This is a genomic window from Streptomyces sp. NPDC048751, from assembly GCF_043198595.1.
Classification (GTDB): domain Bacteria; phylum Actinomycetota; class Actinomycetes; order Streptomycetales; family Streptomycetaceae; genus Streptomyces.
Genome location: NZ_JBICUX010000001.1, coordinates 863,154 through 885,878 on the forward strand (window position 1 = coordinate 863,154; position 22,725 = coordinate 885,878).

The window sequence follows — 22,725 nt, forward strand, 5'->3', positions numbered from 1 at the left end:
CAATGCAACCTGTTGAGAGCGGACGCGGACGAGCAGTCGGTACCTGCGGCGAGCTCGTTCAAGGCACGATTGATGGCCGCGAGCTGATGGTGACCTTTCCCGTCGACTGGTACAGCGACGTGGTCGTGCGTGGCTCCTACTTGCCCGGCGTCCGGGTGTGGCCACGGTCGAAGGTCAAGGTCCGCCGGATGTGCGATTTGCTGCTCGACCGGCTGGTCGGGGCCAGTTCCGCCGATGTCGGGCTGGACGTGCTGGTCAGCTCGATGATCCCGGAGGGCCGCGGACACGCGAGCAGCTCCGCGGACCTGACGGCGCTGTGCCGGGCGATGGCGCGGTGGCTCGGCGTGCCGCTCGCTGACGACGACATCATGCGGCTGTGCTGCGAGCTGGAGCCGTCCGATGCGGTGTGCCATCCGGTCCCCACATTGTTCGACTTCATCCGCGGCGAGGTGCTGTTGCGCTACGACGACCCGCCGCCGATGGCTGCGTTGGTGCTGGACGAGGGTGGGGCGGTGGACACCGTGACCATGCGGCGGCTGCCCTGTACCGAGGCCGAGAGCGAGCGGTTGGCCTTGGCGTTCGACTTGGTGGACCGGGGTTTCCGGCTGGGTGATCTCGCGTTGATCGGCCGGGCCGCGATGATCAGCGCCGAGGTCAACCAGCGGCGGGTGTACAAGCGGAACTTCGAGGTTGCCAGGGAAGTGGCGGATGCCTGTGGCAGTTACGGAGTTTCGGTCGCACACAGCGGGACCACGCTGGCACTGCTGTTCGACCAGCATGAGGTGGAGGGCATCCGCGCGGCCAACGAGGCGCTGAGAACAGTCGCCGCCGACTGCGAACTGTTTCTGCTCAACGCGGTGGTCCCGACGCGGCGGCCGGCACCCGATTTGACTGAACTGCCCACTTGCTGACGGCGAACGAGTGAGTTAATTCCCTTTCGGTCGGTGAATTCCTCGGGGGTGTGAGTGGGTGCCATCAGGTTCGCTCTGCCGAAACAGGGCCGACCGATCAGCATTGCCGGGTACCGAACGGCCGCCCGGCGGGTCCTGCCCGAGCTGGTGTGGGCGTACGTGGAGAACGGCGCAGACGATTCCGTCACGTTGGCGGCCAACCGGTCTGCGTTCGCCCGCTGGTCCCTGCGTCAACGAGTGCTGCGCAGTTCCGCTGGGCGGAAAATGGCTGCCCGGTTCGGAAACACCGAGCTGGCAATCCCGGTATTGATTGCGCCAACTGGGATCAACGGACTGGTGCACTGGCGCGGCGAGTTGGCCACCGCATGCGGTGCGGCCGCAGCCGGTACCAGGATCGTGTTGAGCACGGCAGCGTCCTATTCTGTCGAAGAGGTCGCCGAGGCGAGCCCGGTCGGACACTGGCTACAGGTCTATCCGTGGCGCGATCGAGAACTCATGGACTGGCTGCTCGAGCGCGGCCGACGAGCCGATTGCCCAACGCTGGTGGTCACGGTTGACACACCGGTGTTCGGAAACCGCGAACCGGAACGGCTGCAGGGCATGAGCATCCCGCCCGTGCTCACCCCCAGGCACGTGTTGGACGCCGCGCTGCACCCTCGATGGGCGTGCAAAGTCCTGCGCCACCAACGGGTGTTCACGGGCAACCTGGTCGGGATGAGCGGAGTGACAGCCGGTGCGCTCGCGGCGAAGGTGCGCCGGGAACGGATGATGGCCGGCGAACTCAACTGGGACGACTTCGCCAGGGTCCGCGCGCGGTGGCAGGGACCCTGCTACGTCAAGGGAATCCTGGACGCAGATGACGCAGAACGCGCTGTTTCGCTTGGTGCGGACGGGATCATCGTGTCCAATCACGGCGGCCGACAGCTGGACGGCGCCCCGGCCACACTGGACGCGCTGCCCGTGATCGCCGACCGGCTGGCCCACCGGGCCACGGTGCTCATCGACGGCGGGATCCGCAGAGGCACCGACGTGGTGAAGGCTCTGTGCCTTGGTGCGGATGGCTGCCTGATCGGTCGCCCGGCGCTCTACGGACTTGCCGTGGGTGGCGAGTCCGGGGTCGAACACGTGCTCAACATCCTGCGCGAGGAAATCGACCGCACCCTGGCGCTCATGGGCTGCTCGGACGTCGCCGATCTCGGCCGGGACTGGCTCATCCCCGGGTAGCACCGTCGGCGCCACCGGGGATGGTGTCCTACCGAACGGGTGCCGGACACGGGTTCAGTCGGGCTGGTCGCCGTCGGTGGCTGGGGTGCCGGGCTGCTCGGACGGTCGCCGATCTCGCGTGGCCAGTAGGGCGATGACGGTGATCAGCAGTGTGATCGTGATCGCCACGGTCGAGCCGAGGAGGCCGTCGGTGGCGGCGCGGAGATGGTCGCCGCGGTGGGCGGTCAGGGAGCCGAAGTACAGCGCTCCGATGACAGCTATCCCGATCGTCGATCCGATGCGCTGCCCGGTTTGCAGGACGGCGCCGGCGGCACTTCCCTCGGTCAGGGGCACCGTTTGCAGGGCCAGCGTCAGGTTCGGTCCGATCACCAGCCCGCTGCCCACGCCGGCGAGCAGCAGCGGCCCGGCCACGAGCAGCCACACAAGGCCGCCCGCGCGGTGGCCGATCAGGGCGAGCAGCCCGGCGGATCCCAGTGCGACGGCGGCCAGTCCGATGACGACCAACCGGCGTCCGACCCGGTGGACCACGCGGCCGGCCAGCGGGGCGCTGATCGCCGCGCCGAGCGCAGTGGGGGTCCCGACGGCGCCGGCGGCCAGTGCCGAATAACCCAGCCCTTGTTGGAAGTACAGCGACACCACGAACGGGATGCCGACAAAGCCAACGAAGTAGCCCATGCCGACGAACGCGCTTATCGCATAGTCGCGCTGGCGCAACATCGCGAGGTTGACCAGCCGTGGTCGGCCGGAGCGCGTGCAGCGCTGCTCCCAGGCGATGAAACACGCCAGCAGCAGGGCCGACAGCCCGAGCAGGTACCAGGGCACCGACGGCTGTCGCTGCTCAGCCGCGATCAGCGGCAGGATCAGCGCGGCGACACCGGATCCGAGCAGTGCTATCCCGAGCAGGTCGAGTCGAACTCCTCGTACCTGCTGCCGATCGCGGGGGAGCCACCGCAGGCCCAAGGGGAGCGACAGCGCCGCGATGGGCACGTTCACCAAGAACACCCACCGCCATCCGCTGGCAGGGCCGCCGGCCTGGATCAGCAGACCGCCGACCAGCGGGCCGATGGCCGTAGTCGCGGCGATCATCCCGCTGTACGCCCCGCCTGCTTTGCCCAGTTCCGGGCCCCGTGCGAACAACTGTTGCATCAGCCCGACCACCTGCGGCGTCACCAACCCTGCGGCGAGGCCCTGCACCAGCCTGGCGACCACGAGCCACCACCCGGAGGCCGCCAGTCCACAGGCCAGGCTGCCGAACGCGAAGAAGGCCAGCCCAACCAGCAGCGTGCGCCGCCTGCCGAGCTGATCGCCCAGCGCCCCGGCGGGCACCAGCACCACCCCGAAGGTCAGTGTGTAGCCGAACGCCGCCCACAACACCTGCCCGGCTGACAAGTGAAGCCCGGCCTGCATCGAGGGGACCGCGACGTTGATGACGCTCACGTCCAGCAGCGTCACGAATCCCGCCAGCAGGCACACCGAGTACGCTGCCCAGCGCCCTGCCTGCATCGGTTCGGCCACGTCGGTCTCTCTCATATCGGCCCTTCTGTCTTGGCTGATGACGTCTACTCGCTGACTTCACTTCAGCCGGTCCCACCAGAGCCGATCAATGACCAACATGGTCATGGAACAATCACCGGTAGGAATCGATCGAGGTGCGGAGGGCGGTAATGATGGAGGTTCGGCAGTTGCGCTACTTCGTCGCCGTCGCCGAGTGTGAACACTTCGGCCGGGCGGCCGAGACCCTGCACATCGTTCAAGCCGCGGTGAGCAAGCAAGTCGCGCGGCTGGAACGCGAACTCGGACTCACGTTGTTCGACCGGTCCCACCGCCGGGTCCGACTCACCCCGGACGGCCAGGCCTTCCTGGCCCACGCACGCCGCGCGCTACGCGGCATCGACCGCGCCGCCGCCGCGGCCGCCGACCTGGCCGCCGGTAACACAGGCCTGCTGCGCATCGGTAGCAGCATTGGACTCGGCCCCCGCGTCGATGCCGCACTCGCGGTCGTCCGCAGCGCGTACCCCGGCATCACGCTCCAGGTGACGACCTCTGCCTCAACCACCGGTCATCTCGCCGCAGTCGCCGACCACGATCTCGACGCCGCCTTCGTGGCCGCACCACAGGCCACCCCGGGCGTGCGGGTTCATCACCTCTGGGACGAGCCGCTGCTCCTGGCCGTCCCCGCTGCACGCGCCGACTCCGCCGGCGACCTCGCCACCCTCGCTGAACTCCCTCTGGCCCGATACGCTCGCGCGGACAGCCCCGGTACCGACGACCTGATCACCGCTGCCTGCCAGGCGGCCGGGTTCACCCCCCAGAAGGGCCCCACTCTCACCCGAGCTCAAGACCTCCTCACCGGACCCGTTTCCGCCGGAGACTGCTGGGCCTTACTCGCCGCAGACCTCCTCCACCACGTCCCCGCCGCTGTCGCCCTCGTTCCGCCCGTCCCACCGGTCCTCGTGCCCACCGCACTCGCGCTACCCGATCCCGCACGCCGTGCCGTCGTGCTCAACCTGCTCACCGTCGCCCAGGCCGGGACCGTCTGACGACCGGTGTTCCCGGCCCGCCACGCCGGGTCCACCCCGGGAACGGTGTTTCTGGCGTTGACCGCAGGCACTACGAATGAACGCCATCACGGAGCGGTCCGTTCACACCGCCGCGCCGAATGTACCGACGTGATCCCACTGCCTGTCCCGGCGCGGCGGATCCATCGCCGACCTGTACTCGGCCGACTGATCCACGAGTACCAGACATCAGCCTGAACCAGCAGGCCAAACCTGGCGGCCAAGTTCCGGGAGCGCTAACCTCGCGCTTTCATGGGCGTGCTCGTCCACGTCTTGATCAAATAGGCAGAGAGTGCTCCTGACCTGCAACGATGGGACTTGTCTAGGGTCCTGTTGACTGCACGGAAAGAAGCACTCTCCAGGTGAGCAAGCGTATCGGGTTCTACCCGCGTGTCCGCGTCGAGGGCGGCGGCCGCGGGGCGGTCTCGCAGGCCGGGGCCGCGCTGCTGGTCGAGACGGTCCGCAAGGTGGGTCTGGACACCGCGGTATCGGCGGCCATGGCGCCGTGGCGCAAGCCGCGGACGGTGCACGACCCGGGCAAGGTCCTGCTGGATGTCGCGCTCGCAACAGCTCTGGGCGGGGACTGCCTCGCCGACGTCGCCATGCTGCGGGCCGAGCCCGACGTGTTCGGCCCGGTGGCATCCGACCCCACGGTCTCCCGGCTCGTCGACGCCCTCGCCGCAGCCGGGCCGAAGGCCCTCACCGCGATCCGCGCGGCCCGAGCCGAAGTACGCACGCGGGTCTGGGAGCTGGCCGGGACGAACGGCCCGGCCGCCGACGGCAGCGTGATCGTGGACATCGACGGTGTCCTCGTCCTCGCGCACTCCGAGAAGCAGGACGCCACCGCGACCTGGAAGAAGACCGTCGGCCATCATCCGCTCGTCGCGTTCGTCGACCACGGCCAGGCCGGGTCCGGAGAGCCGGTGGCTGCCCTGCTGCGGCCCGGCAACGCCGGCTCCAACACCGCCGCCGACCACATCGAAACCGCCCAGCTCGCCCTGGCCCAACTCCCCAGACACCTGCGGCGGGGACACCAGACGCTGATCCGCACCGATTCCGCCGGCGGCACTCATGCCTTCCTCGACTGGCTCTCCAGGCCGGGCCGGTGGCTGTCGTATTCCGTCGGAATGACCATCACCGACGCCATCCACCAGGCCGTGCTGAAGATCCCGAAGAAGGCGTGGACGCCGGCCTACGACGCGGGCGGCACCGAGCGGCCCGGCGCCTGGGTCGCGGAGATCACCGAGATGCCCGACCTGAGCACGTGGCCGAAGGGGATGCGGCTGGTCGTCCGCAAGGAACGGCCGCACCCCGGCGCCCAGTTGCGGTTCACCGACCTCGACGGGCTGCGGCTGACCTGCTTCGCGACCAACACAAAGGGCGGCCAGCTCGCCGACCTCGAACTGCGTCACCGCAGACGGGCCCGCTGCGAGGACCGCATCCGAGGCGCCCGCGACACCGGACTGCGCAACCTGCCCCTGCACGACACCGCACAGAACCGGATCTGGCTGGAGATCGTCTCCCTCGCACTCGACCTCCTCGCCTGGATGCCCATGCTTGCCCTGACCGGCAAGACCCGCCGCTGGGAACCCAAGAGGCTCCGCCTGCGGCTGTTCTCCGCCGCCGCTCAGTTCGTGAACACCGGCCGCCGCCACTGGCTGCGCTTCACGGCCAGATGGCCCTGGACCGACGTCATCACCCACGCGATCGACAGACTCCGCATCCTCCCGAACCCCGGCTGACCAGCCACTTCGACCATCCCGACAACCCTCACCACCACACCGGCGAAGTGGAACCCGGCGCCCACCCGACGCGAGAGCTGGGCCCTCAGCCTGCCCCAGCCCCGAAAAGACCCCACCGCACAGACACAAAGCCCCCGTCAGCAAGCTGACGGGAACTCATGAACGATCGAGGCTAAACCCCTCGGTCGCGAACTGACCCGACAGCGCGGGAAGCGTTCGCGGCCGCCGAGCCGACCGGCGGCCCCGTTTGAATATCTGATCTTACCCACTTGATCTTGGCGCAGAGAATCGCACATCGTCCTGGAGTACCGAAATTTCCTCAAGCGGTCTGTATCAACCAGTCCACTGGCCGGACAACGACCACTCAATAACCACCTACCGACTCATTCGCCTTGACAACTATGGCGGCGGGGCTGGAAGCTCGTATGGTGAATCGGTGGTTAGTTACTGGTGCGGGAGGAATGCTCGGGAGGGATTTGGTGGGGGTTTTGGAGGCGCTGAACGAACCAGTGTTGGCTGCCACTCGACAGGATCTCGACATCACTGACCGCTCTTCGGTCCGAGCCGTTGTCTCCAAATATCAACCGACGGCGATCGTCAATTGCGCAGCATGGACGCGATTTAATGAAGCGGAGGCCAGTGAAGCGGAGGCCCTTCTTATCAACGGAAGAGGGGTAAGGGAGCTGGCTACGATATGCAGCGATCGATCGATACGGTTGGTCCATCTCTCCACCGATTACGTTTTCGACGGCGCGAGTTGCCGACCCTATGCCGAAAGTGCGACCCCCAGTCCGATCAACGCATACGGCCGGACAAAGCTGGCCGGCGAGCAGGCGGTGCTCGAGTTGCTGCCGGACGACGGGACGATCGTAAGAACCGCCTGGCTGTACGGTCGACATGGCGCGAACTTCATTCGCAAGATGGTCCGGCTGGAGCAGACGCGCAAGACGGTGGACGTGGTAGACGATCAGTGGGGCCAGCCAACGTGGACTGTGGATTTGGCACAACAGATCGTGGCACTCGTTCGGCACGGTGCGTTTGGCGTGTTCCACGGGACAAGCTCAGGCGAGACCACGTGGTACGACTTCGCCCGGATGATCTTCCGGTTGCTCGGTGCGGATCCCGGACGAATCCGCCCGGTGTGCAGCGACCAGGTCGCCGGCGGCGAACTGCGTCCCCGGTACACGGTGTTGGGGCATGCCGCCTGGCGCGAGGCCGGGCTGACGCCGATTCGGCATTGGTCTGCCGCTCTGGAGCAGTCGTTTTCCCTTCTGGCTGACGATGAATGGTAATCCTCCTCGAGTAAGAGAAAGGAGGTTCCGCGGATGCGACTTCTGGTGACGGGCGGTGCCGGCTTCATTGGCTCGGAGTTCGTCCGGGCTACCTTGCGTGGCACTCTGCCGGGCTCATCGGGAACCCACATCACCGTTCTGGACAAATTGACATATTCTGGCAACGAGCTCAACCTGGCACCGATCGCGGACCTGCAGAATTACCGGTTCGTGCGAGGCGACATCAGTGATCGGGATCTGGTGGACGATGTGGTCGCCGGACACGACGCGATCGTGCACTTCGCTGCTGAGACACATGTGGATCGCTCGATCGAAGGTGCCGCTTCGTTTGTCCGTACGAACGCACTGGGTACGCAGGTGCTGCTGGAAGCGGCCTCCCGTCACCGATTAGGACGGTTCGTTCACATCTCGACCGACGAGGTGTATGGATCGATTTCCGAGGGTGCCTGGACCGAGGCATCCCCGGTGGCCCCGAACGCACCGTACGCGGCAGCCAAGGCGGCGGGAGACCTGCTGGCGCTGGCCTGGCACCGGACCCGGAAGCTCGACGTCGTGGTCACCAGATGCACCAACAACTATGGGCCGTACCAGTATCCGGAAAAGCTGATCCCGCTGTTCACGACCAATCTCCTGGACGGGCAGCAGGTTCCGGTGTACGGGGACGGCCACAACCGCCGACAGTGGCTGCACGTGTCGGACCACTGTCGCGCCATCCAGTGCGTGCTCCTCGGTGGTCGGCCCGGGGAGGTTTACCACATTGGCGGTGGCACCGAGTTGACCAACCTCGAACTGACCGAACACATCCTCGAAGCCTGTGGTGCCGGCTGGGACATGGTGAGGCATGTTCCGGACAGGTTGGGTCATGATCTCCGCTATTCGCTGGACACCACCAAAATTCGTACGGAACTCGGTTATTCGCCTCGTGTCGCGTTCGCGGACGGGCTGGCGGAGACAGTGGAGTGGTACCGAACTCACCGTGGTTGGTGGGAACCGCTTAAAAATCCTGACAAAGCGACGGGTTCACCAACCGACGCCAGTAGATGAGGGCGCAGCCGGGTGGAGGGACGCCTCGTGGACGTCGTCACTGATCTCCCAGCGGATGCGCAGACGGCGGAACCGGTGCGGCAGCGCATAGGTCGCTGCCGGGGCGGCCTCCGGCGGCCCCGGACCGGATATGAGAGCCGTCCGTCACCGCCCTCGACCAGTCCAACGCCACGGCACCGTTGAGCTCGGCGAGCCGTTGCTCGTGCAGGCGTTGCCGGACACCGGTGTCGTTCCAGCACCGCAGCGGCCGCCGGCGGAACGGTGGTTCGATCCGCGTCCACAACTCGTCGGACATTCCCGTGAGGGGGAGGAAGAGATGCAGGACACTGTGCGTCCCGTCAACGAGTGCCGGGTGTGCGGGCACAACGATTGGCTTGATGTGGTCTCGTTCGGATCGACACCATTGGCCGGAAACCTGCTCGGCACGGAAGATGACCCAAAGGATGAGACTCTGTTCCCGCTGGATGTCGGCGTGTGCCGGAAATGCTGGCTGATGACACTGCGACATGTCATCGAACCAGATGTCCTTTTCGGGCACTACCGTTACGTCGCCTCGGACACAGGCTCGATCATCCAGCACATGCGGCAGCTCGTCGAACTGTGTATCCGGTGGGTCGGCCTGACCGACAGAGATCTCGTCGTGGAGTTCGGCAGTAACACCGGTGCTCACCTGGAGCTGTTCCAGCAGGCCGGCATGCGGGTGGTTGGCGTTGATCCCGCGCGCAATCTCGCCGACATCGCCAATGACCGCGGCGTCAAGACGATTCCTGCCGGCTTCACCACCGAAGTCGGCCAGGAGATCGCGATTGGACATGGTCCGGCGCGACTGGTGTTCGGTCGCCAGTGTTTCGCCCACATCAACAACATCCACGAAGTCCTCAACGGAGTCTCTGCCCTGCTGGCGCCTGATGGCCTGTTCTTCGTGGAAGTTCCCTATCTGGTGGAACTGCTCGCAAACAATCAGTTCGACACCATCTTTCACGAACATCTTTCCTACTTTTCGCTCGGCGCGCTGTGCAGGCTGTTCGAGTCGCACGGGCTTCGCGTCGTGGACGTACATACAGCCGATGTGCACGGCGGCTCGATCGTGGTCTTCGCCGCCCCGGCCACCGCCGGCTATGAGGTGCGGCCCGCCGTTGCCGAGATGCTCGCGGAAGAACGAAGCCAGGGCATTGCAGAGGAGAGTACATACCAGAAATTCGCCGAGCGTACGGAACGGGTGCGCGCACAGATCCGGGAAATGGTGCGCAGCTTGGTGGCAGAGGGAAAGACAGTGGCTGGATACGGCGCACCAACCAAAGGCAGCGCGCTGCTGGCCGCATGCGGGCTGGGGCATCAGGAGATCCGGTTCTGTAGCGACACAACAGCTCTGAAGCAGGGAAAAATCCTACCGGGCTCCAGAGTTCCGATCTGGTCGCCGGAACAAGCAAGCCACCATGTACCGGACTACTACCTGCTGTTGGCCTGGAACTACGCGCCGGAGATCATCAGCAAGGAGAAGTCGTTTCTGGAAGAGGGCGGCCGTTTCATTGTTCCCATACCCGAACCGCGTGTGATATCGGCGGAGTCGGCGTGGTGACATCGAGGGCTGCACCAACGATGATCAGGCGTTGTCAGGTTGCTGATGAGGTGGCTGGTTGAGGGGAATCCTTCTTGCGGGCGGTACCGGCTCCAGGCTGTGGCCGGTCACCCGGGCTGTTTCCAAGCAGTTGATACCGGTCTTCGACAAGCCGATGATCTACTACCCGCTGACCACGCTGATGATGGCCGGCATACGGGAGATACTGGTGATCACGCGCCCCGAGGACCAGCGCCAGTTCCGTCACCTCCTCGGCGACGGCTCGCAACTGGGCCTGTGTCTTGAGTACGCCGTCCAAGAGAAGCCCGAGGGTATCGCGCAGGCGTTTGTCCTGGGTGCCGAGTTCATCGGCGACCAGTCGGTGGCCTTGGTCCTCGGGGACAACATCTTCCATGGCGCGGGCCTGGGAACTCGGCTGCGTCAGTACAGCGATCCCGCCGGGGGACGGATCTTCGCCTACGTCGTAGCCGACCCCAGGGCCTACGCCGTAGTGGAGTTCGACGAGGCCGGTACGGCCGTCTCCATAGAGGAGAAGCCGGCCAATCCCAAGTCGCGGTACGCCGTGCCGGGGTTGTACTTCTACGACAACCGGGTGTTGGAGGTCGCTCGCGGCCTGATGCCCAGTCAGCGTGGCGAACTGGAGATCACCGCGGTCAACGAAACCTATCTGAAGTGGGGCCAGCTGCGGGTTACCGCGCTCGACCGGGGTACCGCCTGGCTGGACACGGGAACGTTCACCTCCTTGGTCCAGGCATCGGAGTACGTGCGTGTGGTGGAAGAACGGCAGGGCCTCAAGATCGGCTGCGTGGAAGAGGTCGCCTGGCGCTGCGGCCTCATCGGGAACGACCAGTTGCGGGAACTCAGCCGCCCGCTGCTCAAGAGCGGCTACGGCCGGTATCTCCTCGACCTGCTCGCCGATCAGGAGTTGCCGGAGTTGAAGTCGTCGTGAAACTTCGCCCGCTCGGCATGGAGGGTGCCTGGGAGATCACCCCCAAGCAGCACGCCGATCCGCGCGGGGTCTTCCTGGACTGGTACCGCGTCGACCAGTTCGCCGCAGAGGTCGGCCGCCCACTGCGGCTGGCCCAGGCCAATCTGTCGGTATCCGTTCGCGGCGTGGTGCGCGGCATCCACTTCGCCGATGTGCCGCCGGGGCAGGCCAAGTACGTGACGTGTGTGCGCGGCGCGGTGTTCGATGTGGTGGTGGACCTGCGGGTCGGCTCGCCGACGTACGGGCGCTGGGAAGGCACCCGACTCGACGATGCCAGCCGTAAGGCCGTCTACCTCTCGGAAGGCATCGGGCACGGCTTCTGCGCCATCTCGGACGAGGCCACGCTGTGTTATCTGTCTTCGCAGACCTACACCCCGGCATCCGAGCATGGCGTGCACCCGCTCGATCCCGAATTGGCCATCAACTGGCCCGCCGGCACCCCGCTGCTCTCCGCCCGTGACCAGGGCGCGCTCCTGCTCGCCGAAGCCCGGGATCGGGGCCTGTTGCCCAGCTATGCGGCCTGTCAGGCGCTCACGCGTTGACGAGTCAATGACGGTCCGCGGCGTGCCGACCCAAGGGCCGGCACGCCGCGGCAGCCGGTCATGGGGACGATGGTGTCCGACACGGATGTCCAGAAGGCGGCACGCGTCCTCGCCATCCCCGACACACGGCCCGAGCGCCGAGCCGGCAACCCGGCACCATCCCGCCCCTCGACAACCTGGGTTCAGTGGGAGGTCGGGCCGGCGGCCTGACGCAGCGCGACTGGCGACCGCGGAGGGTTACGCCGGAAATAGTGCCCGGGGCGCTACGCGGCAAGGCACCAAGAAACCCCCTGAGTGGCTCCCTGTCGCATTTTCGGTGGGTCAAGGCAGAGGGGATTGGCTTAGGTGGCGCGGGAGTCGCACAGCGGCGTACAGGGGTGCTCTCATCCCGTCGGCGAGGGGCGATTCCGGTACGCTCGGCAGCGTCACGGTCGGCGACGTCCCGAGATCCGTGTGCCTTGGGGCCCTGTTCGGGCTGCCGTGCCGTGTCTCCCCCAGTTGTCCGGCCGCTCCCGCACCCTGGTGCGGGAGCGGGGTCTGCTATGCCCGAAAGAGAGCGTCTGTGACTACTTACGACACTCGCACCGCCACCGACACCTGCGGATCCCAGCAGCCAGGCCATGTGGGGACGGCGTCGTACGACGCCAACGCGATCACTGTTCTGGACGGCCTGGACGCCGTACGCAAGCGGCCCGGGATGTACATCGGCTCCACGGGAGAGCGGGGGCTCCATCACCTGGTGCAGGAGCTCGTGGACAACTCCGTGGACGAGGCACTCGCGGGGGTGGCCGACCGGATCGACGTGACGGTCCTGGCCGACGGCGGGGTGCGGGTGGTCGACAACGGCCGCGGCATCCCGGTGGGGATGCACCCGGTGGAGAAGCGGCCGGCCGTCGAGGTGGTGCTGACCGTGCTGCACGCGGGCGGCAAGTTCGGGGGCGGCGGGTACGCAGTCTCCGGCGGTCTGCACGGTGTGGGTCTGTCGGTGGTCAACGCCCTGTCGACCCGGCTGTCGGCGGAGATCTGGACCGACGGCCACCGGTGGACGCAGGACTACAGGGACGGCGCTCCCACTGCCCCACTGGCCCGCCACGAGGCCACCTCCCGGACGGGCACCTCGCTGACGTTCTGGGCGGACGGCGACATCTTCGAGACCACTGAATACTCCTTCGAGACGCTGGCCAGGCGTTTCCAGGAAATGGCCTTCCTCAATCGTGGGCTCACCCTGACCCTCACCGACGAACGGTCCTCCGCGCGCGCGACGGCCGCGGCCGACGAAGCCGACTCGGACCCGGCAGCGAAGACGGTCTCCTACCGCTACGACGGCGGCATCACCGACTTCGTCGCCCACCTCAATGCCCGCAAGGGCGAGCCGGCCCATCCCTCGGTCATCACCATCGCCGCCAAGGACACGGAACGGCTGTTGTCGGCCGAGATCGCCCTGCAGTGGAACGGCCAGTACACCGACAGCGTGTACTCCTACGCCAACGCGATCCACACCCATGAGGGCGGCACCCACGAGGAGGGCTTCCGCACGGCCCTGACCACTGTGGTCAACCGCTACGCGCGGGAGAAGAGGCTGCTGCGGGAAAAGGACGCGAACCTCTCCGGCGAGGACATCCGCGAGGGCCTGACCGCGATCATCTCGGTCAAGCTCGGCGAACCGCAGTTCGAGGGTCAGACCAAGACTAAACTCGGCAACACCGAGGTGCGCACCTTCGTTCAGAAGATCGTCCACGAGCATCTGACCGACTGGCTCGACCGCAACCCGAACGAGGCCGCGGACATCGTGCGCAAGGCCGTCCAGGCCGCCACGGCCCGGGTCGCGGCCCGCAAGGCGCGCGACCTGACCCGCCGCAAGGGCCTGCTGGAAACGGCGGCGCTGCCGGGCAAGTTGTCCGACTGCCAGTCGAACGACCCGGCGACGTCGGAGATCTTCATCGTCGAAGGAGACTCCGCCGGCGGCTCTGCCAAAGCCGGCCGCAACCCGCAGTACCAGGCGATCCTCCCGATCCGCGGCAAGATTCTCAACGTCGAGAAGGCGCGGATCGACAAAATTCTGCAGAACCAGGAGATCCAGGCGCTGATCTCAGCGTTCGGCACGGGTGTGCACGAGGACTTCGACATCGCCAAGCTCCGCTACCACAAGATCATTTTGATGGCGGACGCGGACGTCGACGGCCAGCACATCAGCACCCTGCTGCTGACCTTCCTGTTCCGCTTCATGCGGCCACTGGTCGAGGAGGGGCACGTCCACCTCTCCCGCCCGCCGCTGTACAAGATCAAGTGGAGTCGGGACCACGTCGAATACGCCTACTCCGACCGCGAACGCAACACGCTCCTGGAACGGGGCCGACGGGACGGCCGCCGGATCAGGGACGACTCCATCCAGCGCTTCAAGGGTCTGGGCGAGATGAACGCCGAGGAACTGCGCGTCACCACCATGGACCCCGACCACCGGGTCCTGGGACAGGTCACCGTCGATGACGCGGCTTTCGCCGACGACCTCTTCTCCGTCCTGATGGGCGAGGACGTGGAAGCCCGCCGCCACTTCATCCAGCGCAACGCCAAGGACGTCCGCTTCCTGGACATCTGACCCTGGGCACTGCTCCCGCCCCTCTCGGACGCGTGACCCAAAGCCCCACCGCTACCTCTGTTACTCAGGAGAGCACTGCGTGAGTACATTCCCCGCCCCGGCCGTCGGCAGCCGCCCCCAGGACGGCTCCGACTACACCGCACGGCACCTGATGGTGCTCGAAGGGCTCGAAGCCGTGCGCAAGCGCCCGGGCATGTACATCGGATCCAGCGACAGCCGCGGTCTGATGCACTGCCTGTGGGAGATCATCGACAACTCCGTGGACGAGGCCCTGGCCGGCGCCTGCGACCACATCGAGGTCATCCTCCACGACGACGGCTCCGTGGAAGTCACCGACAACGGCCGCGGCATCCCCGTGGACACCGAACTCCGCACCGGCCTGTCCGGAGTCGAGATCGCCTACACCAAACTCCACGCCGGTGGAAAATTCGGCGGCGGCTCCTACACCGCCTCCGGTGGCCTGCACGGCGTCGGCGCCTCCGTGGTCAACGCGCTGTCCGCCCGGCTGGACATCGAGGTCGACCGCCACGGCCGCACTCACGCCATCAGCTTCCGCCGCGGCACACCCGGCACCTACACCGGCCCTGGACCCGATGCCCCCTTCACCCCCGCCCAGGGACTGCACCGGACCACCACAATCCCCAAGTCACGGACCGGCACGCGCGTGCGCTACTGGGCCGACCGCCAGATTTTCCTCAAGGACGCCAAGCTCTCCCTGGAGAACCTGCACCAGCGTGCCCGCCAGACCGCATTCCTGGTCCCCGGGCTGACCATCGTCGTCCGCGACGAGTACGGCCTCGGTGAGGGCGGCAGCAAAGGTGAGGAGTCCTTCCGCTTCGACGGCGGCATCAGCGAGTTCTGCGAGTACCTGGCGAACGACAGGCCGGTCTGCGACATCCTCCGTTTCAGCGGACAGGGCGCCTTCAAGGAGACGGTCCCGGTCCTGGACGAACACGGCCAGATGACGCCCACGGAGGTCACCCGCGAGCTCGGCGTGGACGTCGCGCTGCGCTGGGGCACCGGATACGACACCACGCTCAGGTCATTCGTCAACATCATCGCCACCCCCAAGGGCGGCACCCAGGTCGCCGGCTTCGAGCAGGCCGTCGTCAAGACGTTCAACGAGGTGCTGCGCGCCAAGAAGCTGCTGCGCGTCGCCGAGGGCGACATCGCCAAGGACGACGCCCTGGAGGGGCTCACGGCGGTCGTCACGGTCCGCCTCGCCGAACCGCAGTTCGAGGGCCAGACCAAGGAGGTCCTCGGCACCTCGGCGGCCCGCCGCATCGTGAACAACGTGGTCAGCAAGGAGCTCAAGGCGTTCCTGACCTCCACCAAGCGCGACGCCGCCGCCCAGGCCCGGGTGGTCATGGAGAAGGCGGTCGCCGCCGCCCGTACGCGCATCGCGGCCCGCCAGCACAAGGACGCCCAGCGCCGGAAGACCGCCCTGGAGTCCTCCTCGCTCCCCGCCAAACTCGCCGACTGCCGCAGCGACGACGTCGACCGCAGCGAGCTGTTCATCGTCGAGGGCGACTCCGCGCTCGGTACGGCCAAGCTCGCCCGGAACTCCGAGTTCCAGGCACTGCTGCCGATCCGGGGCAAGATCCTCAACGTCCAGAAGTCGTCCGTGAGCGACATGCTGAAGAATGCCGAGTGCGGCGCGATCATCCAGGTCATAGGGGCGGGTTCGGGCCGGACCTTCGACCTCGACGCGGCCCGCTACGGCAAGATCATCATGATGACCGACGCGGACGTGGACGGATCCCACATCCGCTGTCTGCTGCTGACGCTCTTCCAGCGCTACATGCGGCCCATGGTCGAGGCCGGCCGGGTGTTCGCCGCCGTGCCGCCGCTGCACCGCATCGAGCTCGTCCAGCCAAAGAAGGGCCAGGACAAGTACGTCTACACGTACTCCGATCGCGGGCTGCGTGACACGCTGATGGAGTTCCAGAGCGAGGGCATCCGGTACAAGGACTCGATCCAGCGCTACAAGGGGCTGGGTGAGATGGACGCCGACCAGCTGGCCGAGACCACGATGGACCCGCGCCACCGCACCCTGCGCCGCATCAACCTCTCCGACCTGGATGCCGCGGAAGGCGTCTTCGACCTGCTGATGGGCAACGACGTGGCTCCCCGCAGGGAGTTCATCACCAGCTCCGCTGCCACGCTGGACCGGTCCAGGATCGACATCTGAGCTTGACTCTGTCGTGGATCTTGAGAAGCTCGGGGTTCATCCGCCGAGGAACCGCCAAGAGCGCGGCCGGGGATGCCCTGCAGGTCCAGATGCGTTGGGAACGCGGTTGGCGGTCGGGGAGGGCATGGTGTTGACGTGCCCTCGATGCCGGACCTGACCGCCTGGATCCGGTGGCGGGAGGGGCTGTACTGCTCGGCGCGGAAGGCGCACGTCGACCGGCGGCTCTCCGCGTCACTGGCATCCGCCGGACCACCCAGGCGTTGCCATCCGCTGGTGGTGTGCCCGGGGCTGGCGGAGGTGCATCCGTCAGGGCCCGCCTCACCTCGCCCGCCTACGCACCGGCCGTGCCCACACCGCGTCTGGTCCCCCCTGCACCCAACGTCGACCGCCAGGAGAAGGTGGCTCTGGATTTCCTGCGCAAGGTTCTGGCCACGGAGCAGCAACCGGAGTGGCTGCGCGGTGTACGGCACCAGCACGGGGTGGGCGCCGATGCCGTGGACGCGCTCAATCGGTTCTACGAGCTGAATACGACCTATGGACCCGAGCAGGACACGGTGACCCTCACCGCCAAGGAATGCGAACGGGCGGCCTCGGGAGCCGAGTCCTGCGTCTCGTCCCGGATCCGCTGCACCAACTGCGCATCCGCCCGAACGGAAACGTCATGCTCACCGGGCGGGCGGCGCAGGACCGTGGCCTCGCCCGCGCTCGCCGGTTCGGGGCTGGTGCACCCGGGACCGGCTGAGGACGTGGGCGTTCAGGCACCGCTTGCACCCTTTGGTCTTGTTGCCGGCGACGACGGCAATGATTGAAGCGGTACCCGGATTCGCTCAATACCAGGTGTTCCCGGGAAGTGGCTCGTCCTATGCTCCTCATGTTTCTGACGCGTCGTCAGGTATAAGTCGGCATCTGATCAGCATCAATCCTCGCACGCCGAGAGGGCGTCCGAACAGGTGCTTGGCCGACGAGTCGCAACAGCCTGGTTCGCGCAGAAGCCCAGGCATGGAGCCTTCTCGCCAGAGGCAAGCGATGTTCCTCACAATCGTCGACTTCGACACGTGCCCGTGTACGGTGAGGACCGCCCTTGACCTGCACAAAGCAGGCAGGGAGCCGTCTTCCAGGAGTCCAAAGTGCTGCGTACTCTCTTCAAGTCCAAGATCTAGCGTTTGGGTGTTTCCGCAAGTCAGAGCCCTGATTGCGGCCTCCAGGTCAGCAAAAGGTCAGCATCGGGCCGGGCGGTGTCCGGCTTGCTGACCTGCACCTACGGCAGGGCCTCCTGCGCCGCCCATCGCCCTGCTCGGAAGGCTTGATGCGTGGCTCGCCAGAACCGACCTCGAAAGGCTCACGGACGACGAGCGCGAACAGATCAAGGAGGGCACCCGCACCCTGCGGAAGACCCGAACCGTCTCCCTCGGAATGCCCGGTGTCAGGGCACCCGAGCCGAACCTGCGGCTGGACCGCGACGCATGACCGCGTCACCGGACCACCTGGCCAAAGCACGGGCCGCGGACTCCGAACGCCGTCGGGCCCGAGTCTTCAACGCCCTCAACCAGCTCGCCGCCAACGGTCAGGAGGTCACCGTCTCAGTCGCCCGCGCGGCCGGCGTCCACCGCAGCCTGATTCACCGCCACGGCGACCTGAACGCGGCCGTCCTGGCCCGCGCAGCCGAACCGCGGCCCGGCGCTGCCGCCGGGCCCCAGGTCAGCCACCAGTCGCTGCTGGCCGACATCGCGAACCTCACGGCTCGTAACGGCCGTCTCTCCGCACACATCACCCGGGTCGAACAACGCCTGTCCAAAGTACTCGGACAAACCGTCCGGGAAGCCTCCGGACTCGGTGCCCCCGCCGACGTCGAAACACTCACCCGCCGGATCGGCGAGCTGGAGCAGCGGATCCTCGACCTCCGCTCCGAACTCACCGAGCGCGGCGAGGAACTCGCCGCCGCACGCGCCGGGAACCGGGACTTGATGGATCAGCTGAACCGCTGACGGGGGTGTTTCGGAATACGCCAGAGACTTGCCTTCTGCCAGCGGCAGAACACCGGCCCGATCGGGCTCGACGATCACTACAGTCCAGGCCCATGACGACGGTTACAACGCGCACGATCGAATACGCGGCCGACGGCCTGACGATGATCGGGCACTTCGCGCTCCCGGCCGGTGTCGACCGCCGGCCCGCGGTACTGGTCGGGCCCGAGGGGATGGGTCTCAGCGACGTCGAGCGCCACCGGGCCGATGCGCTCGCTGAGCTGGGATACGTGGCGCTGGCCTTCGACCTCCACGGCGGATGCTATTTGGGCGACCCCGAGGAGATGCTGGCCCGTTGCATGCCGTTGCTCGCCAACCCCGACCGGATGCGAGGCATCGGCCACGCGGCGCTCGATGTGCTCCGCGCCGAGCCACGGACCGACCCCAACCGGATCGCCGCCATCGGTTACGGCACCGGAGGCGCAATCGCGCTGGAACTCGGGCGCGACGGCGTCAACCTGCGCGCGATCGGGACAGTCAACGCACTGACCACGGGCCGACGAGGCGAGACCGCGCGCATTCACTGCCCGGTGTGGGCCGGGGTCGGGTCGGAAGACCCGATCATGCCGCCCGCGCAACGGGACGCATTCACCGCCGAGTTGCAAGCTGCGGGCGTTGACTGGCGCCTCGTGGTCTACGGTGGCGCCTTGCACGCCTTCCATCACCCACCGGTCGACCACACCGTGCGCCCCGGTGTCGGCTACCACCCGCAGCACGCGCAGCGAGCTTGGCGTGACGTCGTCGACCTGCTCGCCGAGTGCCTGCCCATAACGGAGTGATCTGGTCGGCAACCGCGATGCCGGACCGCAAACCAAGCGGGTCGACCGTCACCACTTACCAAGCTCGACCACCCACCGCCGGTGCTTACCGGTCACCACGGCAGGTTTCTGACGCGTTCCGTTCCCGCCCCCTGACCAAGTCATCGCCATCACCCCCAACACGCCAGGGCGGCGGCGTCAATCGCCAGGGGCCGCGGGTGTTCATCGGCGTCTTTGTGGAACCGTTTCGTGCCCAACTTCTTGTCCGCGCGTGAGCAATCACCGCTCGAAGCCTCGTCTACTTGACTCTCGGGCTTCCGGACACAAACGCATACAACCCGCCCGGCGCTCCCTCTCCGGTCGGTTTTGTGCATTTTGCGCGTTACTGGCCGCTGGCCTGGAAAAATTTGTCCGACTTCGGACCGGACTCGGCGCGGCCGTGTTCCACCGGATGCCCGCACGCAAAGGGGGCGGGCTGACCGCGGAGCGACGGGCGTTTCGCGAGCTCATCCGGAACCGTGTGCTACATGCCGCACCACGACCACGAGATCGGCATCTGCGACGCCCGCGGCACGTATCTCGGGCCCGCCCACCCCCGAACGTGACGGTATCGCGCACGCCGTCGGGCGGTGCCGACTCACCGCCTTCCACGGCCTGCGCTCACAACAGCTGCGCCTGTTGCGGCTTGCCGACATCGACGGCGATCGCCTCACCGTCGACGGCCGCGTCATCGTCCTGGCCGCGGCGTCCGGGCCCGAACCTCAACACCCGCGACCTGCGCACCGACCGTCTACTGCAAGAGGCCCTCGCCGGCGGCGACGCCAAGCGCATCAGCGAGATGTTCGGCTTGAGCATCGATACCGTCCAGCGCTGCACCAAAATCCTGGGCCAGCCCAGCCCAGCCTGAGCCTGAACGACCCCGCCCTGCACACGCCCATTCCACATGACCCCGCACGCTGCCCTCTGCCGGTCCGTGTCGAACGCCAAAACCGGGCCCCACGGAAGAAAAGGAGCCAGAGCCGCGGTCAGGAAACCGGTGGCTGTTCAGACCTGCTGCTCGAACTCCAAGGCTTCGTACCGGCGCCCTGCGATGTCCTCGTGGGTGCCGACGATCAGGGTCTGGGTGTAGACGTTGGGGTCGATCGACTGACCGTGTATCTGCGCGAGGAGGACGAGATCGCCCTCGTCCGGAGCTGACTGCCAAGGGTTGGAGAAACCGCCCAGTTGGACGGCGACTCCGTGTGAGGCGCCGCCCGCTGACGCTCTCCGCACGGCGTCCTCGAAATCGTCCAGGATGTCGTCCCGGTCCGCGCCGCTGTCCAGGAACGCGCTGGTCGCCGGGGCGTCGCGCCAATCGGGTGAGACGGTCAGTCCAGGCACCGGATACAGAACATCCGGCTGGTAGACCCTGACCTGCTCCGGCTCCCCGTCGAGCTCATACGTCGCCGAGCGTTCCGTGGTCCGCACGCCGGCGGGAACGTGGAGCACCACCGACGACTCCGGCTCGTACTCGATCTGGGTGAAGAACAACAGGCTCCCGTCGGACGGCAGCTCGATGTCCAGGGCTTCACGAGGGAGCGCCGCGCAATCGATGGTCAGCACTAGAGGTTTGCGCCCATCGGGCCAGTCGACGCCGTCCGGCAGGGAGGGGAGGCCTCCCGTGCGCGCGGCAGGACGGGCCTCTTCCTGCTGGACGAGCGTCAGGCCCTCGAAAGGGACCAGGTGGAGGCACGGTCGGGAGCCGGCGAGCAGCTCCTGTGCGACCGGCCCGGGAACGCCATGCCTCGCGGCCGTCCGGAGAACGAGCTCTTCCACGATCGAAGGAGTCATGCCGCGATCATGCCAAGACCCACCGACACCGACTGACCCTCAGTTCCCGCCTCGAAAAGCGCAGTTACCACTCATGAGGACGTGACTTCGGCCGAATCGCTGCGGCGGCGAAAAAAGCGCGCTGGGGTGAGAAGGTCCGGGGGAGTGCCAGCAGGGTCACCAGCGCATGCCCAACTTGTCCAGGGCGGCTGTCCGGGAGCGGTATTTCTGATCAGCGGTTGGTGGGCCAGCCTGGGGGATGGCCGGCAGTTGCCTGCTGGTCATGGGCGCTCTCCTCATCGCCCCGGTGCTGCCGAGGATGCAGCGCCACTTCGCCACCGTGCCCGGCGTCGAGGCGCTGGTCGCGCTGGCCCTCACCGCACCGGCCCTCTCGCTGGCGCTGCTGGCACCCTTCGCGAGCGTCATCGTGGCCCGGCTCGGACGCAAGCGCCTGCTCGTGGTCGCGACCGTGCTGTACGCGGTGTTCGGCACCACCCCGCTGCCCGGCATCATCGCCAGCCGCTCCCTGGTCGGAGTCACCGAGGCCGCCATCCTGACCTGCTGCACCTCCTGCAGCCACAGGGCAACGGGCGCGGCCTCTTCCGAACGGACGAGCAAGGCCGCTACTGGTTCCGCACCGTCGTCCCCTCCCACTACCCGATCCCCACCGACGGCCCCGTCGGCCCCGTCGGCCACCCTTCGGCCGTTTGCCCAGGCCAGCACCCGAACCGGCCGCACATGCCCGCCACCGTGCGACCGGCTGAACGCCCTGCTGAGCCGAGCCGTCGTGGAGGCCGTCGTCACGGATTTCTGGTCGGCCTGTAATAACTCGGCTGTCACGCACATTTCTCGGTGACAGAGCCGATACGAGGAGACGGCGCGTGACCCAAGCCGAACGTTTCCGGGACGTCTACGAGGAGTGCTATCCGCGCGTACTCGCCTACGCCACGAGCCAGGTGGGACGACAGGTCGGTGAGGACATCACCAGCGAGACCTTCACCGTTGCCTGGCGGCGGATGCGGGACGTTCCGCAGCCCGCGCTGCCCTGGCTCCTGGGAGTGGCTCGCAACCTGGTGCGGGAGCTGCGTCGCCGGGACAGCCGCCAATACGCCCTCGCCGCACAGGAGGCACAGCGCATCAGCCGCGGCGCCCTGACCGAGACGCAGGACGTGGCCATGGGCGTGAGCGATCGCGAGGCAGCGCTCCAGGCCCTGGCGAGCCTGTCCCACGCCGACCGGGAACTGCTGACCTTGATCGCCTGGCACGGGCTGACTCCCAAGCAGGCCGCACGTGTTCTGGGCTGCCCCACTGCGACCCTGACCGTCCGGCTGCACCGGGCCCGTCGTCGTCTGGAACGGGCCGCGGAGAACGTGTCCGTACCAGCCGCACCGGCAGCGCGGCGCACTGACGGCCGCACTGACCGCGAAGGAGCACTCACATGAGGAAGACCCGCCCATCGTCCGCGCA

18 protein-coding genes and 2 pseudogenes are annotated in these 22,725 nt (G+C 67.1%); 18 read left to right on the forward strand and 2 right to left on the reverse strand.

Translation table 11 applies throughout. The annotated features are described in order from the left end of the window. Positions 1-2: 2 nt before the first annotated feature. Positions 3-911, forward strand: a complete 909-nt coding sequence (locus tag ACGFNV_RS03830; protein ID WP_393619105.1) for a hypothetical protein — start codon at positions 3-5, stop codon at positions 909-911. Between the two features lie 54 nt (positions 912-965). Next, positions 966-2,135: an alpha-hydroxy acid oxidase gene (locus ACGFNV_RS03835; RefSeq protein ID WP_393619107.1), complete on the forward strand. Its 1,170-nt coding sequence runs from the start codon at positions 966-968 to the stop codon at positions 2,133-2,135. 54 nt (positions 2,136-2,189) lie between these two features. Here the strand turns inward: ACGFNV_RS03835 and ACGFNV_RS03840 are convergent, their stop codons facing one another. Next, a complete protein-coding gene (locus ACGFNV_RS03840) occupies positions 2,190-3,665 on the reverse strand; it encodes an MFS transporter (protein WP_393619108.1) in 1,476 nt (491 codons plus the stop codon). Positions 3,666-3,799: 134 nt separating this feature from the next. Here ACGFNV_RS03840 and ACGFNV_RS03845 point away from each other — a divergent pair, with 134 nt between their 5' ends. The 13 genes from ACGFNV_RS03845 to ACGFNV_RS03905 all read left to right on the forward strand — a co-directional run bounded on the left by ACGFNV_RS03845 (position 3,800) and on the right by ACGFNV_RS03905 (position 20,356). Beyond that, positions 3,800-4,675: a LysR family transcriptional regulator gene (locus tag ACGFNV_RS03845; RefSeq protein ID WP_393619110.1), complete on the forward strand. Its 876-nt coding sequence runs from the start codon at positions 3,800-3,802 to the stop codon at positions 4,673-4,675. Between the two features lie 380 nt (positions 4,676-5,055). Beyond that, positions 5,056-6,435 (forward strand): IS1380 family transposase, encoded by a 1,380-nt coding sequence (locus ACGFNV_RS03850; protein ID WP_393619112.1) that lies wholly within the window; start codon positions 5,056-5,058, stop codon positions 6,433-6,435. A 425-nt stretch (positions 6,436-6,860) separates the two neighbouring features. Continuing rightward, a complete protein-coding gene (gene rfbD / locus ACGFNV_RS03855; protein ID WP_393620011.1) occupies positions 6,861-7,727 on the forward strand; it encodes a dTDP-4-dehydrorhamnose reductase in 867 nt (288 codons plus the stop codon). A 33-nt stretch (positions 7,728-7,760) separates the two neighbouring features. Next, complete coding sequence (gene rfbB / locus ACGFNV_RS03860; protein WP_393619114.1) at positions 7,761-8,771, forward strand: dTDP-glucose 4,6-dehydratase; 1,011 nt, start codon at positions 7,761-7,763, stop codon at positions 8,769-8,771. Between the two features lie 316 nt (positions 8,772-9,087). Beyond that, positions 9,088-10,350 (forward strand): class I SAM-dependent methyltransferase, encoded by a 1,263-nt coding sequence (locus ACGFNV_RS03865; RefSeq protein ID WP_393620013.1) that lies wholly within the window; start codon positions 9,088-9,090, stop codon positions 10,348-10,350. 58 nt (positions 10,351-10,408) lie between these two features. Further along, complete coding sequence (rfbA, locus tag ACGFNV_RS03870; RefSeq protein WP_393619116.1) at positions 10,409-11,299, forward strand: glucose-1-phosphate thymidylyltransferase RfbA; 891 nt, start codon at positions 10,409-10,411, stop codon at positions 11,297-11,299. Then, complete coding sequence (locus ACGFNV_RS03875; RefSeq protein WP_393619118.1) at positions 11,296-11,880, forward strand: dTDP-4-dehydrorhamnose 3,5-epimerase family protein; 585 nt, start codon at positions 11,296-11,298, stop codon at positions 11,878-11,880. The genes rfbA and ACGFNV_RS03875 overlap by 4 nt, the downstream gene beginning before the upstream one ends. Before the next feature lie 562 nt (positions 11,881-12,442). Next, positions 12,443-14,476 (forward strand): novobiocin-resistant DNA topoisomerase (ATP-hydrolyzing) subunit B, encoded by a 2,034-nt coding sequence (gene gyrB, locus ACGFNV_RS03880; protein WP_393619120.1) that lies wholly within the window; start codon positions 12,443-12,445, stop codon positions 14,474-14,476. Positions 14,477-14,555: 79 nt separating this feature from the next. Then, the gene (locus ACGFNV_RS03885; RefSeq protein ID WP_393619122.1) at positions 14,556-16,667 is read left to right on the forward strand and encodes a type IIA DNA topoisomerase subunit B; all 2,112 of its coding nucleotides are present in this window, start codon (positions 14,556-14,558) and stop codon (positions 16,665-16,667) included. 344 nt (positions 16,668-17,011) lie between these two features. Beyond that, positions 17,012-17,476, forward strand: a complete 465-nt coding sequence (locus ACGFNV_RS03890; RefSeq protein WP_393619124.1) for a hypothetical protein — start codon at positions 17,012-17,014, stop codon at positions 17,474-17,476. A gap of 654 nt (positions 17,477-18,130) precedes the next feature. Beyond that, the gene (locus ACGFNV_RS03895; protein ID WP_393619126.1) at positions 18,131-18,652 is read left to right on the forward strand and encodes a hypothetical protein; all 522 of its coding nucleotides are present in this window, start codon (positions 18,131-18,133) and stop codon (positions 18,650-18,652) included. 92 nt (positions 18,653-18,744) lie between these two features. Then, positions 18,745-19,470 (forward strand): dienelactone hydrolase family protein, encoded by a 726-nt coding sequence (locus ACGFNV_RS03900; protein WP_393619128.1) that lies wholly within the window; start codon positions 18,745-18,747, stop codon positions 19,468-19,470. A gap of 664 nt (positions 19,471-20,134) precedes the next feature. Then, the gene (locus tag ACGFNV_RS03905; RefSeq protein WP_393619130.1) at positions 20,135-20,356 is read left to right on the forward strand and encodes a hypothetical protein; all 222 of its coding nucleotides are present in this window, start codon (positions 20,135-20,137) and stop codon (positions 20,354-20,356) included. Positions 20,357-20,493: 137 nt separating this feature from the next. Here ACGFNV_RS03905 and ACGFNV_RS03910 read toward each other — a convergent pair whose 3' ends face one another. Further along, on the reverse strand, positions 20,494-21,279 hold the full coding sequence (locus tag ACGFNV_RS03910) for a DUF1963 domain-containing protein (RefSeq protein WP_393619131.1): 786 nt from the start codon (positions 21,277-21,279) through the stop codon (positions 20,494-20,496). Between the two features lie 238 nt (positions 21,280-21,517). On the opposite strand from ACGFNV_RS03910, the pseudogene ACGFNV_RS03915 reads away from it, so the two are divergent. The 3 genes and pseudogenes from ACGFNV_RS03915 to ACGFNV_RS03925 form a co-directional block, all read left to right on the forward strand. After that, positions 21,518-21,829 (forward strand): annotated as a pseudogene (locus ACGFNV_RS03915) (MFS transporter); the annotation flags it as partial. Continuing rightward, a pseudogene (locus ACGFNV_RS03920) lies at positions 21,829-21,993 on the forward strand (6-chlorohydroxyquinol-1,2-dioxygenase); the annotation flags it as partial. The pseudogenes ACGFNV_RS03915 and ACGFNV_RS03920, both read left to right, overlap by 1 nt. Positions 21,994-22,139: 146 nt before the next feature. Next, positions 22,140-22,700, forward strand: a complete 561-nt coding sequence (locus tag ACGFNV_RS03925; protein WP_393619133.1) for an RNA polymerase sigma factor — start codon at positions 22,140-22,142, stop codon at positions 22,698-22,700. Positions 22,701-22,725 lie beyond the last annotated feature (25 nt).

What these genes read in the sequence shown, in the direction of transcription:
- ACGFNV_RS03830 (WP_393619105.1), top strand. Translation starts at nt 3, where the DNA reads ATGCAACCTGTTGAGAGCGGACGCGGACGAGCAGTCGGTACCTGCGGC.
- ACGFNV_RS03840 (WP_393619108.1), bottom strand. Translation starts at nt 3,665, where the DNA reads ATGAGAGAGACCGACGTGGCCGAACCGATGCAGGCAGGGCGCTGGGCA.
- ACGFNV_RS03845 (WP_393619110.1), top strand. Translation starts at nt 3,800, where the DNA reads ATGATGGAGGTTCGGCAGTTGCGCTACTTCGTCGCCGTCGCCGAGTGT.
- rfbD (WP_393620011.1), top strand. Translation starts at nt 6,861, where the DNA reads ATGGTGAATCGGTGGTTAGTTACTGGTGCGGGAGGAATGCTCGGGAGG.
- rfbB (WP_393619114.1), top strand. Translation starts at nt 7,761, where the DNA reads ATGCGACTTCTGGTGACGGGCGGTGCCGGCTTCATTGGCTCGGAGTTC.
- ACGFNV_RS03865 (WP_393620013.1), top strand. Translation starts at nt 9,088, where the DNA reads ATGCAGGACACTGTGCGTCCCGTCAACGAGTGCCGGGTGTGCGGGCAC.
- ACGFNV_RS03895 (WP_393619126.1), top strand. Translation starts at nt 18,131, where the DNA reads ATGACCGCGTCACCGGACCACCTGGCCAAAGCACGGGCCGCGGACTCC.
- ACGFNV_RS03900 (WP_393619128.1), top strand. Translation starts at nt 18,745, where the DNA reads ATGACGACGGTTACAACGCGCACGATCGAATACGCGGCCGACGGCCTG.
- ACGFNV_RS03910 (WP_393619131.1), bottom strand. Translation starts at nt 21,279, where the DNA reads ATGACTCCTTCGATCGTGGAAGAGCTCGTTCTCCGGACGGCCGCGAGG.